We start from the raw sequence: 14,915 nt of genomic DNA, 5'->3' as shown, positions 1-14,915 counted from the left end.
TGTGTAGCTTTTGGATTATTCCTACACTAAGATAGTCATATTGTGTTGTTTGCGTATTAGTTAAGGATTATACAAATATGACCGTGGGAAAGAGTAACAAACCTCTTAGTGATCGAGCAATTAGAAACCATAAAGCTGATGGAAAAACCTTGGTTGATGTTGGTGAATATAGAGGGTTGCGAGTTAATGTTGGTAAAACAGGACGTAAGACATTTACTTACCGCTATCGTTCTCCGGTAAACAACAAGATAACTCAAGCTAAGCTTGGCACTTATCCAGACATGTCTTTGGAGCAAGCTAGAGTTGAGCTTAAGCACTTAAAAGCTATTAGAGATGCAGGTAAGTGTCCTAAAAGAGAATTGGAAAAACAGAAGCTCCTAGAGACTCAAGCTAAAGAATCAGATCGCTACGCTAAGATCAACGTTAAAAACTTGGTTGATAATTATCTGAAAGGGTACATTGAAGGTTCAAGTAATAGGAAACCTAAAGGACAAAAGGAAGCTCGCCGAACGCTGTATAAAGACGTCGTAAAACCTATTGGTTCAAAGCTAGCTATTGACCTAACCCGTAAAGATATATCTGATTTGGTTATGGGGATCGTTGAGCGCGGAGCAAATGTTCAAGCTGGGTATGTCCTTAGAGAACTAACTTCAGCGTATCGTTATGCTATTTCAACTGGTTACTTACCTTATGAATTTGTAAACCCTGCGCTACAAGCTAAAGATAGCTTGAAAATATCCAAAGTTAAATTAACTTGTAGTAAAGGAAGACGCTATTTCAATGATGAAGAAATTGTTCAGTTTTTGAATTGGTTACCAATCTCTGGTTTTAGTCAGAACCAAAAGGGGATCTTGAGACTGACGCTCTGGACTGGTTGTAGAACAGGTGAGGTATGTTCCTTAGCTTGGTCTGATGTAAACTTGAACAATAAAACTCTATTTTTGAGAGAAACTAAGACTGGTCTGGTTCGTCATGTGATGCTTTCTAATCAAGCGGCTGAGTGGCTACAGAACAAATACCAAAAACGAGATAAAAATGATTACGTTTTCCAATCTCAGAGGACTCGCAGACCTGTTCAGCAAAAACATTTATCTGAAAAAATCTGGAGTTTGAAGCAGAAAGGTATGATGTTAGATATCCCCAATTGGACTCCCCATGATTTAAGAAGAACGGTTAGAACAGGACTTGCTAGGAAAAAGTGTCCTTCAGAAGTTGCTGAAGCCGTTTTAGGACATACGAAGGAAGGTATTAATGGGACTTATGACCTTCATTCTTATGAGGATGAGTGTAGAGTTTGGTTGCAAAAATGGGCTGACCATTTAGATTCTCTAATGAGTGAGTCTATTTCTTGATTGGAAGCACTCTTACGAAGCTAAATGGTTTTTCAGGTTGCAGATTTGTACTAATGTGACGTGTCTTAGTTGGTTAAACCTCACAAAACTGGTGGTGCGATTCAACCTATACGATAAGGATAAACGTGCCCACCAAACTCATTTTTGGACAAAAGTGTTTTAGCTATTTTACTAACTTAGCGATTCATAGATTAGCTCAGGTATGCCAAATGGTCTGATTTTAGGCGATTAAGATTAAAACTTAATCACACTCCAGCGTGTCGCTTGGTTCCTGCCATTTTCTTTCGAGTGATAAAGTGCTGTATCAGCTCTTTCTATGGCATCTTCTAGACTACTGTCATCTAATTGGAACTCAGAGATACCGATACTTACAGTTATGTTTTTAGGGCCTGAAAAAATATATTTTTCTATTAAACTTCGCAATTTTTCGGCAACTAGCATCGAGCTGTCTTCATCTGTGTTGGGAAGCAATAGAACAAACTCCTCACCGCCCCAACGAGCGAAAGAGTCACTAATTCTTATGTTTCTATGGATTAATTTACTAAACTGAACTAGATAATCATCGCCAACAGCATGACCAAACTCGTCATTGATGCTTTTAAAGTAGTCAATATCAATCATCATTACGGTATATATGGAATTATACCTTTTTGCTTTAACGTATTCCTGTGACAATAGTTCAACCATCTTATTTCTATTTAGCACTTGAGTTAGAAAGTCTATGGTTGACATTTTAAGTAGTTTATTTTGATTTCGATAACTTTGAAAAACAATTACAAAAAATGAGATTAACACTATGAATATCATAAAATTAAACAGCAGATAGTTTCTTTTCATAAGTATTAATGTATCGTCTTCTGATATTGAAATTAAATAGGCCACGTGCTCTCTTTTAAAATTTTCAACTGATAAGAAAGATACAATCAGATATTTTCCATTCACATTGAACTCTTTTGAAAAAGTATTACCAGTTTTAATATGAGGATCAAGCTGTTTTTTAAATAGTTCAGTATCACCCTTAAGTTCAGTAAACTTCAGGTTTTTCAGGCTTTTATTTAGCACGTCTTTATCTACATAGTAATCACTGGCTATTTTACTATGTATGTAGTTATTCTTCGTATCATCAAACACTTTGTAATTCACAACATCCTTATTCATCAAGAAGAAAAAATCTTGTTCAGGATATAGATTAAACAATAAATTGACGATACTACCCATTGATAGGGATACTTCTAAAGTGCCTATCTGAATGTCATTATATACTACTGGATAAACGAATCGATAACCGTTATATATTCTACCTTCTTCAAATCCCTGTACAAATCGCTTTTCTTTATTGGATATCCTTACCGATTCTCTTATAGAGAATAAATTATCACCAAATTTTTCAGGTTTATGGACACGTAAAAAACTATCACCATTTTCAAAGTGAAAATGTAACTGTCGAAAGTTAAAATCTGTAAGAGTTTTATACTTTTCTTCCAGCATCGAGTATATTGAATTTCTATTAGATGTTCTTATGCTCTCATCACCAAAATAGGCTTCACTCATCAACCTAAAAATATCTTGGTCATCCTCAATTTCTTTAAATACGTAATTTGAAAAATCTTTATAAACGCCTAAGCTAGACTCAACTTTAGAACGTAGTTCATGAGAAGAACCAAGTAAAATTCGTTCTCTTTGAGTTTGATATTCATTAAATATGAATGTTATTGCCATCACGACTACAAAAACTAGTAACAAGCATGAATAAAGCATCTTTTTTATATTTGATTCTCTTGTTTGAATTGTCATTTTATCCACCAAGCCCACGTCTTCAACAAATCATAATCGCACAAATACTTATACGCTTAAAGGATTGAATTGACTATTTATACCTCACAACCCTTTGTCTACTCACATCAAAATGATGACAAACACACAAAAAGAAATCCTAAAGCGCCAACAAGCCTGTAGACAGGGGATTGTTCACATTATGAGCTAGTCAGAACCAGATCGAATCATTAAAATTATTTGGTCAGACATTGATACCAAAAATTGTTATGAGTAATAAATCTAGATGGGAAAGGGGCAGAAGCAAGTTGGGACAAGATATCTGCTCTGATAGCACCAAAACTCAAGCAATAAATGGTTAGATCAGGATTAATTCAACTGATGTATTTATGTACGTTGGATCTTGTTATTGAGTCACCGAGATCTTGCTAATAATTCATTTAGGAACTGTTCAAGCACTATGTTTGGATTACCCTTGTAGTGATTCATTATCTTTTTCAGAAGGACTTTTTTTTCTACCCCGTACTTGTCTAGAATCTCATCATCGGTAAGCTTTCGTCCCAACATATAGAGCGATGATTGCTCAAAAAGAGATTGAATCGTTTGGAGGGTAATGCTTGCAGGAGTTGGCAATTCCTTTGTATTGGTAATAAAACCTTTAGATTGCGGTGTTTTTGATGTTTTTCTGCGAATGAGCTTTCTACCGCGTCTATTGGCTCTATCGTTTAAATTCTTAAGCTTCGTGTTCAGTTGTTCTGAATCTAGAATGGACACAACCAGTTTTTGGCTCCAGTTATATTTTTGACTTTTGTCTATTTGTCTAGATCTGCCATAGAACCTAGGAAGTACAAACTTCTTCTCTTTCATGAAGTTAACGATTTCACTCATAGTGTCACTCATTTCTGTACTTCGGTATTTTAGAATCTGATGTAGACGATAAATGTACTGCCCCTTAGCTGTTTGAGGAGTTTCAATGCTCTTGGGTTGCTTGTGGCTGTCAAGAAGGAAGTGAACCAACATCGATAGCTGTTCACTGCTAAGTCCTTTTTCTCCAATTTTGTGTCCTAGATCGTCAGCCAAATCTTCCATCCGTTCAAGCACATTTTCTGATAGATGGATAGTTTTTGATGTAAAACCTGAAGCTTTTTTCTTGGCTGAGCTTTTACGTTTCCTAACCGTTGCTTCTTCCGTAACATCGCTTTCATTTTTTGAACTCTGAGTTTCAAATAGCTCCTTTATTTGCTCGCTTAAGCTGGCTACCTCTGTTTCTAATCTTTCGAATTCTTTTGGCTGTTCGCTCTTCTTTAATCCGGTTGCTTTTTTTGTAGCCATTTAATATCTCTATAAGTTTTAAATTTGTGATGCTCACAAAATGATAGGTAAATTCTTTTGTTTACCCATTTTAGCTGAGTTTTACATTGATTTTAATTTGTGATGCTCACAAAAAAAGTAGTTTTTTGGTGTGAATTAGGAAAATTGTAAATCCGCTTATGACTTAAATACACAAGGAGAAAGTTGTGAGCACTCTTCGAATTATCCAGTTAACTGAAGTTATAAAGAAAACTTCTATTAGCAAATCAACCATCTACAGAAAGATTGAAAAAGGTTTGTTCCCGCCACCAGTCCGTCTTGATGATTGTGGCAGCGACTCAAACACGAGGAGAGTTGGATGGTTTGAGTCTGAGGTTGATGATTGGATTCTCTCAAGACCAAGAGTCTTAAATTTTAGTAGTGAGGATTTCCAATCATGAAAAAGTCAGTTTTAGAAATGAGCAGATTTGAAACAAGTGAGCTAGCAGTGCGGGAAAATGAAAGGAGGATTAGAGCATTAAAACGTTCTGGTAAGAGGTTTAATGAACTAAGGTATCGGTTAGAAGATTGCTCTTATGGAGGAACTCCTTGTGGTAGTTTAGCGTGTAAAATATGCAATCGTGACCTGAGAATTGACTTAGTAGATTCGGCAGTTAGCTCAATTACTAGATCCAACATAGATACGTGGGAGCTATTGACAATTATCCCATACAGAAAAGCGCTCGATGATGAAGAGCTTATCGGTTTTGACCTAAAAGCGTTTAAGAAGTGGTTTGGGCGAGCTTTCCGAGATCTGGGATTTACTGGGCCTATTTGGGGCATGATTGAAGTCGATTATCACTCTTATGCTGAAGCATGGTTACCACATTTTCATGTAGTACTACCAAAAACGAGTAACAATGAACTCGCTTATGAACGATTAAAGCAATCAAGAACCTTTTATTATGAAACAGAGTTTTTGGAAGGAACACAGAATAGACCATTTCAGAAAGATCCATTCGATGTAGTAGATGCAGTCGAAGTTCTTAGCTATACACACAAGCTATATGGAAGTGAGTTTTATTTGAACAGTAGAAGAAAGAAGGTCAAAGGCGTTCTCTATGGTTCAAGGTTAGTTGAATATTTGATGTTCATGGATAACCATAGTTACTCAGAGCTAAGGTTTACTCTTGGAGTCTCTGATGAAAAGTGGGCTGGATTACGTAAGGTACATAGCAACAAACGATTAGAACATCATGATTAATTGCTCTATCTGTACTATAGCTATATGTTAGAGATACACTAGAGTTGGCGGTGGTTGGTTCTGAAACCACCGCTAGACAAGTAGTTGAGGTATACTCTTAGGAACGTTCTGTGATTGTGCTAGCATGCTAGTAGCAGCGTCGCCAATTATCTTTTGTTTGGTCAGTTTAGTCGTTTCCTTTGCAAAATCAGTATCTTTTATTCTACTTTTGCTTTCTTGGGTATTAATGTTCTGTGTTTCTAGGTTTTTAAAAGAGCTTGTAATTCTATTTATGTTTGCTCCGATGTTAGAGCGGTAAGAGCTTACTCGCTCGATAAGCTGGTCACTTGCGAATAATAGAGAGTTGTCGTTATGAGTGCTATTTTTTGCATAGGAAGTGTTCTCAAACGTTGTTAAGCCTAAAAAGCCCATCTGGAGATCTCCCAAGTTGAAAGGGTTTGCGGAATATATTAAGCGGTTGTTGGGTAGAGACGTAAAGTTTTGATCAAATATACCTACATGGATTGCATCGTTTGACCTATTTTCCAGTTTTCTCGCATATCCTATCTTCTGGATATTGTCTCCGTCACTATTTGTCTCTTCTGCAATAAAAAACTTGACTTCATTGTTAAATGAAGAGTTTAGAATGTTGACAACTCCTTCTACCGATTCCCCTTCATTAAAGGTAATTACTTTTTCTTTTTCGCCGTTCGATTGGGGAGAGTAGATGAAAGAAATTGAGTCACCTTTTTGAGTTCTCCATCCTTGAGGTATTCCTTCAGATAAGTGTGATGGCATTGATGTTGCGACAGATTGAAAGCCGTGCATATGCGTCAGATTGGGCAGAGTTACCATCATTGCTTGCCCAGACTCTTGTCCTAATTGGAAAGTGATTTTTTTGTCGAGGCTTTTATTGTCTTTTTCGCCAAGAAACAAGCTTTCCCCAGCAAAACGAGTTGTAAGAGCTATATGATTTAGTTCTTTTCCTAATTGTGTGATCTCTTGATGGATCGCATCTCTATCCTCCTTACTGTTTGATCCATTGACAGATTGCAGAGATAAATCTCGAACGCGGAAAAGAATCTCAGTGTATTCATTAAGAGCACTTTCCGCTGTTTCTAAGGTTGATATCGCATCATTGGCGTTTCTCATCGCAACTTCAAACCCTCGACTTTGAGCTTGAAGTCTGTTTGATATCTGGAGGCCAGCAGCGTCATCTTTAGCGGAATTTATGTTAGAACCAGAACTCAACTTATTCATTGCATCCTTGAGAGCAATGTTTGATGTCTTAATATGGTTCTGCGTAGACGTCGCTACAGAGTTTGTATTTATATTTAATGGCATAGCACAACACCTTTAAAAGTAGATAACTCAAAAAGCAAGCAATTGATGTGCCACTTGTTACTTATTGTTGCGTATGTATTTTCTTTATGAATGGGTGATATGTTGCCGATCGTGCTAGTGTTTTTATAAAAACGTGAGGTTGAGAGGATGAGTTTTGCCGCGAAGGTTTTTATAAGTATAGGTAAAAGTATAACTTCTTTAGTTGGGTTGGTGTATGTTGTTGTTATATATATCAAATAACACTCCTGCATCAGGAGTGTGTTTTTGTTCAGCTTTCACAGGTAAGTTCTTTTGTTTATTTCCGTAGCGGCTTAGGATACGTGAATCCCTATCAAGTAAAAAGAGACAAAGGGCATTTTGGCTATGGAAAAAACAACAAAATTGAGTGCCGATTTAGGCGCATTATTGGCTAAACACGGGCATCTTTTAACGACCGCAGAATCATGCACAGGTGGTGGTGTTGCAACCGCCATTACTGACATTGCTGGTAGTTCAGCGTGGCTTGACCGTGCGTTTGTCACCTACAGTAATGAAGCGAAAATGGAGATGCTTGGTGTGCAAGCTTCAACGTTAGAAGCGCATGGTGCAGTGAGTGAGCCAGTTGTGATTGAAATGGTACAGGGTGCAATTAAAAACTCCAATGCCACCATCGGTGTATCCATCAGTGGTATTGCAGGGCCGGGGGGTGGCAGTGAAGAGAAACCAGTCGGTATGGTCTGCTTTGCTTTTGCTGATAACCAAAGTTGGCAGCAAGTCGAAACCATGCATTTCTCTGGTGACCGTGCAGAAGTTCGCAAAAAAGCGGTCGAGCATGCGCTGACTCAATTGTATCAACATCTACTCTAGAATTTCTTAAATTGTTTTAGCCCAGCATTGATAAGGGCTAGAGCAAATCATGACTTTAGGTCAGCCAAATTTTTTTCATACAGGTATGGACACTGTATGAATCAACAGTATAATAACTTTCATTGCTGAGCAGTTCTTCTGCTTAAGAAAAATGAATTACTATTCGTCGCCCAAAGAAGATGAATAAATCGGAGAAAGTAATGGACGAGAACAAACAGAAAGCGCTCGCCGCTGCGCTAGGTCAAATTGAAAAGCAATTCGGTAAAGGCTCTATCATGCGCCTTGGTGATAACCGCGCAATGGACGTAGAAACCATCTCAACGGGTTCTCTTTCTCTTGATATCGCTTTGGGTGCTGGTGGTCTACCAATGGGTCGTATCGTAGAAATCTACGGCCCAGAATCTTCAGGTAAAACAACATTAACGCTTGAGCTTATTGCTGCTGCGCAACGTGAAGGCAAAACGTGTGCGTTTATCGATGCAGAGCACGCTCTAGATCCTGTATACGCGAAGAAACTTGGCGTAGATATCGATGCATTGCTAGTTTCTCAGCCAGACACAGGTGAGCAAGCGCTAGAGATCTGTGACGCACTTGCACGTTCTGGTGCTATCGATGTTATGGTTGTCGACTCTGTTGCAGCGCTAACACCGAAAGCAGAAATCGAAGGCGAAATGGGCGATAGCCACATGGGTCTGCAAGCACGTATGCTTTCTCAAGCAATGCGTAAGCTAACGGGTAACCTAAAGCAGTCTAACTGTATGTGTATCTTCATCAACCAAATCCGTATGAAGATTGGTGTGATGTTTGGTAACCCAGAAACAACAACAGGTGGTAACGCACTTAAGTTCTACGCTTCTGTTCGTCTAGATATCCGTCGTACTGGCGCAATCAAAGAAGGTGACGAAGTCGTAGGTAACGAAACGCGCATCAAAGTTGTTAAGAATAAGATTGCAGCACCATTTAAAGAAGCAAACACACAAATCATGTACGGCCAAGGCTTTAACCGCGAAGGTGAACTTGTCGATCTAGGTGTGAAGCACAAGTTAGTTGAAAAAGCCGGTGCTTGGTATAGCTACAATGGCGATAAGATTGGTCAAGGTAAAGCGAATGCGTGTAACTACCTGCGTGAGCACCCTGAAGTGGCTAAAACTATCGATACAAAACTGCGTGAAATGTTGCTAGCGCCAGCACTTGCGGAAGCGCCTGAAGCTGGTGAAGCGCCAGAGCAAGCTGAAGAGTTTTAATCTCTCATAGATTAATAAATGACAAAGCCCTGCAATGCGGGGCTTTGTTGTATCTATTGAAATCAAAAATCGAATTATCACAAAGGCCATTGAGAGCCTGTACAGCAAAAATACTTTTAGGATCATCATGTACCAAAAACGCCAGGCGCCAACATTATCGAGCAAAGAGGCAGCTATCCAATTGCTTAGCCGTCGCGATCATGGTCAGTATGAGCTTTACCAAAAATTATCGATGAAGGGCTATGAAGAATCAGACATCGACATCGCAATTAATTTTTGCCTAGACCATAATTATCTAGATGATTTACGTTACGCGAAGAGTCAAATTAGACAGCATGTATACAAAGGACATGGAGAGCGTCGAATTCGTCAAGAGTTAAACCAGAAGCGTGTTGCGGAATCGGTGATTGAGCAAGCTATGGCTGAAGAGCCGCAAGATTGGTTTGAACTGGCTAAACAGGCGGCAGAAAAGAAATTCAAAGGTATTAAAGCCAAAGACCAGAAAGAGTACGCTAAACAGGTGCGATTTCTGCAATATCGTGGCTACAGTTTTGACCAAATCAGCTACGCGCTGAACTTTGAGGACGAAGATTAACGGTCAGTCGTCCGCACTGATTTTTGTTTTGCTTCAAATTTTTTCTCCTACTCCCTCTTTTCCTCAAGAAAACTAGTCTCAGCTGTTTGCATGATCTACAATACGGCAAAATTCTAACTCGACTATTTTCAGGAAGAGCTGCATGTACATGAGCACTGATGAGGTTCGTAACGCGTTCCTCAAGTTCTTTGAGAGCAAAGGACACCAAATCGTAGAAAGTTCATCGTTAGTTCCACATAACGACCCAACCCTGCTGTTCACAAACGCAGGTATGAACCAATTTAAAGATTGTTTCTTAGGCTTAGAAAAACGAGCCTACACTCGAGCGACTACGGCTCAGCGTTGCGTACGTGCAGGTGGTAAACATAACGACCTAGAAAATGTTGGCTTCACTGCTCGTCACCACACATTCTTTGAAATGTTAGGCAACTTCAGCTTTGGCGATTACTTCAAAGAAGATGCGATCTCCTTTGCTTGGGAATTCCTAACCGAAGTTCTTAAACTGCCAGCGGATCGTTTATTGGTAACTGTTTACGAAACCGATGACGAAGCGTTTGACATCTGGAACAAGAAAGTTGGCGTGCCCGTTGATCGTATTGTTCGCATTGGTGATAAAGAAGGCGGCAAGCCGTATGAGTCTGATAACTTCTGGCAAATGGGCGACACTGGCCCTTGTGGTCCATGTACTGAAATCTTCTACGATCACGGTGAGCACATCTGGGGTGGCCGTCCTGGCACGCCTGAAGAAGATGGTGACCGTTTCATCGAGATCTGGAACAACGTATTCATGCAGTTCAACCGTCACGCAGACGGCACTATGGAACCGCTACCAAAACCATCGGTAGATACTGGTATGGGTATCGAGCGTATCTCTGCAATCATGCAGGGCGTTCACTCAAACTACGAAATCGATGTGTTCCAAGCTCTTATCAAAGCAGCAGCAGAAGTGATCGGTTACGAAGACCTATCAAACCAATCACTACGCGTTATCGCTGACCACATCCGTTCATGTTCATTCCTGATCGTGGATGGCGTTATGCCTTCAAACGAAGGTCGTGGTTACGTATTACGCCGTATCATCCGTCGTGCAGTTCGTCACGGTAACAAGCTGGGCGCACAAGGTGCATTCTTCCACAAGTTGGTTGGCGTTCTAGCTGACATCATGGGTACGGCTGGTGAAGAGCTGAAGCGTCAACAAGCTGTGGTTGAAAAAGTACTGCGTATCGAAGAAGAAAACTTTGGTCGTACACTTGAGCGCGGTATGGCTATTCTAAACGAAGCACTAGATAACCTAGACGGTAAAGTACTGGACGGCGAAACCGTATTTAAACTTTACGATACTTACGGCTTCCCAGCTGACTTAACTAACGACGTAGCACGTGAGCGTGAATTCGCAATCGACGAAGAAGGTTTCGAGAAAGCGATGGAAGAGCAGCGTCAACGTGCGCGTGAAGCGGGTAACTTTGGTACTGACTACAACGCAGCAATCAAAGTTGATACGCAAACAGAATTCTGTGGTTACACAGCTACTAAAGGCTCTAGCTCTGTAGCTGCGATGTTCGTTGAAGGCAACGAAGTAGATTCACTATCTGCGGGCGACAAAGCAATCATCGTACTTGGTGAAACGCCATTCTACGCAGAGTCAGGCGGTCAGTGTGGTGACGCTGGTGAAATCCGTACTGAGTCTGGTGTATTCCACGTTGAGGACACTCAAAAACTAGGTAACGCAATCGCGCACCACGGTGTAATGGCAGAAGGCGTTCTAGCGAAAGGTGATGAAGTAGCAACTATCGTTGACGCAGAGCGTCGCGCAGCTATCTCTCTAAACCACTCAGCAACGCACTTGCTACACGCAGCACTACGCCAAGTTTTAGGTGAGCACGTAACGCAGAAAGGCTCATTGGTGAAGGCAGACAACCTACGTTTCGACTTCTCGCATCTAGAAGCCGTAACTGCAGCAGAACTGAAAGAAGTTGAGCGTCTAGTTAACGCGCAAATTCGTCGCAACCACACGATTGAAACCAACGTGATGGACATTGAGTCAGCTAAGAAGAAAGGCGCAATGGCTCTATTCGGCGAGAAGTACGATGACGAAGTACGCGTACTGTCTATGGGTGACTTCTCGACAGAGCTTTGCGGTGGTATTCACGCATCAAGCACAGGTGATATTGGCCTATTCAAAATCACTTCAGAAAGCGGCATTGCTGCAGGTATTCGACGTATTGAGGCGGTAACAGGCGAGGCTGCATTAGACGCGATTGAAGCTCAAAACGCGAAGTATGAAGAGAAACTGGCAGAATCTGCACAGAAAGCAAAAGCGCTAGAGAAAGAAGTGCAGAAGCTAAAAGATAAGATGGCGGCAGCAGAAAGCGCTAACATCATGGGCAAAGCGGTTGAAGTCAATGGTACAAAAGTTCTAGTCGCAGCTCTTGAAGGTGCTGACAGCAAGAACCTACGTACTATGGTTGATGACATCAAGAACCAAATGGGGTCTGGTGTCGTACTGCTTGCCAACGTAACAGGTGACAAGGTTGGCCTGATTGCTGGTGTGACTAAAGATCTAACTGGTAAAGTAAAAGCTGGTGATCTAGTTAAGATGATTGCTGAGCAAGTCGGTGGTAAGGGCGGTGGTCGTCCTGACATGGCTCAAGCTGGTGGTACTGATGTAGCCGCACTACCAGAGGCAATTAAAACAGTTCAGCCTTGGTTAGAAGAGCGCTTATAAGCTTTTAACTACTAAAATTACGCTCAATCAAGTTTCTTTGATTGAGCGTAATTTTTTTTAGCAGCCAAGTGGTTTAATTGACCAAAAGTTAACCGAGTCATTTAGGCTATTTGGTTTTTGTTGTAACTACTGCTTATATAATTTTTCTAAAAGGAAATACTGACGATGTAAGCAGTTCTAAAGAGACTTCGGTCTTGGGAAGGTGAAGACTGGTGAAAAAGCCCCTTATCGTGCAAAAGTTTGGCGGAACCTCCGTGGGTTCAATTGAAAGAATCCACCAAGTTGCTGAACACATCATTAAGGCGAAAAATGATGGCAATCAAGTTGTTGTTGTCGTGTCTGCAATGTCAGGCGAAACAAACAGACTGATGGACCTCGCTAAACAGATAGATAGCGTGCCTACAGCTCGAGAACTTGATGTTTTGCTCTCTGCTGGTGAGCAAGTGTCAATGGCACTGTTAGCAATGACACTCAATAAATTGGGTCATGCTGCACGCTCGCTTACCGGAGCACAGGCGAATATTGTGACGGATAATCAACACAATGACGCAACGATTAAACACATTGATACTAAGACAATTCTGGGATTGCTTGAGCAAGACCAAATCGTGATTGTTGCAGGCTTTCAAGGTGTGAATGAGAACGGGGATATCACCACATTAGGTCGAGGTGGCTCAGATACGAGCGCTGTGGCACTGGCAGGCGCATTGCGCGCTGATGAGTGTCAAATCTTTACCGACGTTGATGGTATTTATACTTGTGACCCACGTGTAGTGAAAAACGCGCGAAAATTGGCGGTTATCGATTTTCCTTCCATGGAAGCGATGGCAAGCCGAGGCGCGAAAGTATTACATTTACCTTCAGTGCAATTTGCATGGAAGAATAATGTGCCACTGCGCGTGCTTTCGACATTTGATGTTAATGAAGGCAGTCTGGTAAAGGGGGAGTTAGGCAATCAAGCCGTCTCTGGTATAGCCATTCAACGTGACCTTGCCATAATCGAAGTCGATAAAGAACATTTATCTAGTGCTACAAAACAATGTCAGATGTTGGGTATCGACATTTGGAATGTGATCGAGGAAACAGAACGGGCAGGCATCATGATAAAACAAGATGCATGTGCCAAGTTCGATCTGGTGTTCAGCGACAAAATCCGTAATAGTGAAGTGGTAAGCCTGTTGACCGCAGTGGGGCTTGAGGCCAATGGAATGGTAGAGCACGCATGCGATTTGTTGGCAAAGCGAGATATTGAGATCAATTTCAGCGCAACGAATGCACTCACTATGATGCTAGTTTTAGCACCCGAATGTGTGGATACAGCAGCAAACATTCTGCATGATGCTTACATTACGTCTAGTGAAGCATTAAACATTCAACAAAAACATGCCTTTTTAGGCTGATTTTCGCTAACAAGGTAGTTTACGAAAATATAACTTTTGTTGGATAATAGCTTTGTAGCAAGAAAATTTAGAGATTACTCAAGGAGCAAAGAATGCTAATTTTGACTCGCCGCGTAGGCGAAACACTGATGATTGGTGATGAAGTGACTGTAACTGTACTAGGTGTTAAAGGTAACCAAGTGCGTATCGGCGTTAACGCTCCGAAAGAGGTTTCAGTTCACCGTGAAGAAATCTACATGCGCATTCAAGCTGAAAAAGGCAATGGCAACGTTGCTTCAGGTAACTACTAAGTCGCTCCTGTTTACAGAGCTTAGTTTGAATGAAAAAGGCTAACCGAAGGGTTGGCCTTTTTAGTTTTTACTGTTTTTGAAAATTTGCAGAAACTATTGTGTTGAGTATGGCTGTGAATTCATCAATAATGTTGATTCGAACTTCAGAAAGTTATTTGAAAATAAATGTCTTTTTTTCAGAGAAGACTCTCTTTTTTTCATCATAATAGAGTGATAAAGTTCGTTTAATAGTCACTTTGATTAAATCAGCAACGGTTAAGCCAGTTTCGTAGATTTTTTCAAAGAAAGTGTTTGACATATTTTCGGTAAAACGTAATATGTGCCTCCGCAAGACGGTGAGGTGGCCGAGAGGCTGAAGGCGCTCCCCTGCTAAGGGAGTATACGGTTTATCCCGTATCGAGGGTTCGAATCCCTCCTTCACCGCCATTCTTGCAACGTTGATTTATCAACAAAAAGTGCGTCCTTAGCTCAGCTGGATAGAGTACCTGGCTACGAACCAGGCGGTCGGAGGTTCGAATCCTCCAGGACGCGCCATATCTCTTTTGAGATATAACAATGAAAACGGTGAGGTGGCCGAGAGGCTGAAGGCGCTCCCCTGCTAAGGGAGTATACGGTTTATCCCGTATCGAGGGTTCGAATCCCTCCTTCACCGCCATTCATTGACTGGCCCGATGGCCTTTTTTTTGTTTCGTAAGAAATGAATGTGATTTACTTCACAACTTCTTAGCAAGAAGATCTGCGCGTCCTTAGCTCAGCTGGATAGAGTACCTGGCTACGAACCAGGCGGTCGGAGGTTCGAATCCTCCAGGACGC

The 14,915-nt window shown here is 41.0% G+C and carries 12 protein-coding genes and 4 tRNA genes; 13 read left to right on the top strand and 3 right to left on the bottom strand.

What is annotated here, in order from left to right; translation table 11 throughout:
- Positions 1-77: 77 nt before the first annotated feature.
- On the top strand, positions 78-1,352 hold the full coding sequence (locus tag R7040_RS14170) for a tyrosine-type recombinase/integrase (protein ID WP_045600531.1): 1,275 nt from the start codon (positions 78-80) through the stop codon (positions 1,350-1,352).
- 234 nt (positions 1,353-1,586) lie between these two features.
- Here the strand turns inward: R7040_RS14170 and R7040_RS14165 are convergent, their stop codons facing one another.
- Both R7040_RS14165 and R7040_RS14160 read right to left on the bottom strand, forming a co-directional pair.
- On the bottom strand, positions 1,587-3,146 hold the full coding sequence (locus R7040_RS14165; protein ID WP_318081562.1) for a diguanylate cyclase: 1,560 nt from the start codon (positions 3,144-3,146) through the stop codon (positions 1,587-1,589).
- 393 nt (positions 3,147-3,539) lie between these two features.
- Positions 3,540-4,457 (bottom strand): hypothetical protein, encoded by a 918-nt coding sequence (locus R7040_RS14160; RefSeq protein ID WP_318081561.1) that lies wholly within the window; start codon positions 4,455-4,457, stop codon positions 3,540-3,542.
- 185 nt (positions 4,458-4,642) lie between these two features.
- Between R7040_RS14160 and R7040_RS14155 the strand changes: the two genes are divergently transcribed.
- Positions 4,643-4,876, top strand: coding sequence for a helix-turn-helix transcriptional regulator (locus R7040_RS14155; protein ID WP_045600524.1), 234 nt, complete (start codon positions 4,643-4,645; stop codon positions 4,874-4,876).
- The gene (locus R7040_RS14150) at positions 4,873-5,679 is read left to right on the top strand and encodes a hypothetical protein (RefSeq protein WP_256964219.1); all 807 of its coding nucleotides are present in this window, start codon (positions 4,873-4,875) and stop codon (positions 5,677-5,679) included. Before R7040_RS14155 ends, R7040_RS14150 begins: the two co-directional genes overlap by 4 nt.
- Positions 5,680-5,751: 72 nt before the next feature.
- On the opposite strand, the gene R7040_RS14145 is transcribed toward R7040_RS14150, so the two are convergent.
- The gene (locus R7040_RS14145; RefSeq protein ID WP_318081560.1) at positions 5,752-7,002 is read right to left on the bottom strand and encodes a flagellin; all 1,251 of its coding nucleotides are present in this window, start codon (positions 7,000-7,002) and stop codon (positions 5,752-5,754) included.
- Between the two features lie 363 nt (positions 7,003-7,365).
- On the opposite strand from R7040_RS14145, the gene pncC reads away from it, so the two are divergent.
- The 10 genes from pncC (at position 7,366) to R7040_RS14095 (ending at position 14,915) form a co-directional block, all read left to right on the top strand.
- On the top strand, positions 7,366-7,848 hold the full coding sequence (gene pncC, locus R7040_RS14140; protein WP_130545006.1) for a nicotinamide-nucleotide amidase: 483 nt from the start codon (positions 7,366-7,368) through the stop codon (positions 7,846-7,848).
- A gap of 200 nt (positions 7,849-8,048) precedes the next feature.
- Positions 8,049-9,092 (top strand): recombinase RecA, encoded by a 1,044-nt coding sequence (gene recA / locus R7040_RS14135; RefSeq protein WP_005380874.1) that lies wholly within the window; start codon positions 8,049-8,051, stop codon positions 9,090-9,092.
- Positions 9,093-9,219: 127 nt separating this feature from the next.
- Positions 9,220-9,687, top strand: coding sequence for a recombination regulator RecX (gene recX / locus R7040_RS14130; protein ID WP_005383799.1), 468 nt, complete (start codon positions 9,220-9,222; stop codon positions 9,685-9,687).
- Between the two features lie 142 nt (positions 9,688-9,829).
- A complete protein-coding gene (gene alaS, locus R7040_RS14125; protein WP_318081559.1) occupies positions 9,830-12,412 on the top strand; it encodes an alanine--tRNA ligase in 2,583 nt (860 codons plus the stop codon).
- A 212-nt stretch (positions 12,413-12,624) separates the two neighbouring features.
- On the top strand, positions 12,625-13,812 hold the full coding sequence (locus R7040_RS14120) for an aspartate kinase (protein WP_005383803.1): 1,188 nt from the start codon (positions 12,625-12,627) through the stop codon (positions 13,810-13,812).
- 92 nt (positions 13,813-13,904) lie between these two features.
- Positions 13,905-14,102: a carbon storage regulator CsrA gene (gene csrA, locus R7040_RS14115; protein ID WP_004415691.1), complete on the top strand. Its 198-nt coding sequence runs from the start codon at positions 13,905-13,907 to the stop codon at positions 14,100-14,102.
- Positions 14,103-14,436: 334 nt separating this feature from the next.
- A tRNA-Ser gene (locus R7040_RS14110) sits at positions 14,437-14,528 on the top strand.
- A 31-nt stretch (positions 14,529-14,559) separates the two neighbouring features.
- A tRNA-Arg gene (locus tag R7040_RS14105) sits at positions 14,560-14,636 on the top strand.
- A 29-nt stretch (positions 14,637-14,665) separates the two neighbouring features.
- Positions 14,666-14,757, top strand: a tRNA-Ser gene (locus R7040_RS14100).
- Positions 14,758-14,842: 85 nt separating this feature from the next.
- Positions 14,843-14,915 (top strand) — tRNA-Arg (locus R7040_RS14095).

Source organism: Vibrio sp. 1069 (assembly GCF_033340555.1).
The sequence above is the reverse complement of the archived record's forward strand: the minus strand, read 5'-3'. Positions and strand labels throughout refer to the sequence as shown.

What these genes read in the sequence shown, in the direction of transcription:
- R7040_RS14170 (WP_045600531.1), top strand. Translation starts at nt 78, where the DNA reads ATGACCGTGGGAAAGAGTAACAAACCTCTTAGTGATCGAGCAATTAGA.
- R7040_RS14165 (WP_318081562.1), bottom strand. Translation starts at nt 3,146, where the DNA reads ATGACAATTCAAACAAGAGAATCAAATATAAAAAAGATGCTTTATTCA.
- R7040_RS14160 (WP_318081561.1), bottom strand. Translation starts at nt 4,457, where the DNA reads ATGGCTACAAAAAAAGCAACCGGATTAAAGAAGAGCGAACAGCCAAAA.
- R7040_RS14150 (WP_256964219.1), top strand. Translation starts at nt 4,873, where the DNA reads ATGAAAAAGTCAGTTTTAGAAATGAGCAGATTTGAAACAAGTGAGCTA.
- R7040_RS14145 (WP_318081560.1), bottom strand. Translation starts at nt 7,002, where the DNA reads ATGCCATTAAATATAAATACAAACTCTGTAGCGACGTCTACGCAGAAC.
- pncC (WP_130545006.1), top strand. Translation starts at nt 7,366, where the DNA reads ATGGAAAAAACAACAAAATTGAGTGCCGATTTAGGCGCATTATTGGCT.
- recA (WP_005380874.1), top strand. Translation starts at nt 8,049, where the DNA reads ATGGACGAGAACAAACAGAAAGCGCTCGCCGCTGCGCTAGGTCAAATT.
- recX (WP_005383799.1), top strand. Translation starts at nt 9,220, where the DNA reads ATGTACCAAAAACGCCAGGCGCCAACATTATCGAGCAAAGAGGCAGCT.
- alaS (WP_318081559.1), top strand. Translation starts at nt 9,830, where the DNA reads ATGTACATGAGCACTGATGAGGTTCGTAACGCGTTCCTCAAGTTCTTT.
- csrA (WP_004415691.1), top strand. Translation starts at nt 13,905, where the DNA reads ATGCTAATTTTGACTCGCCGCGTAGGCGAAACACTGATGATTGGTGAT.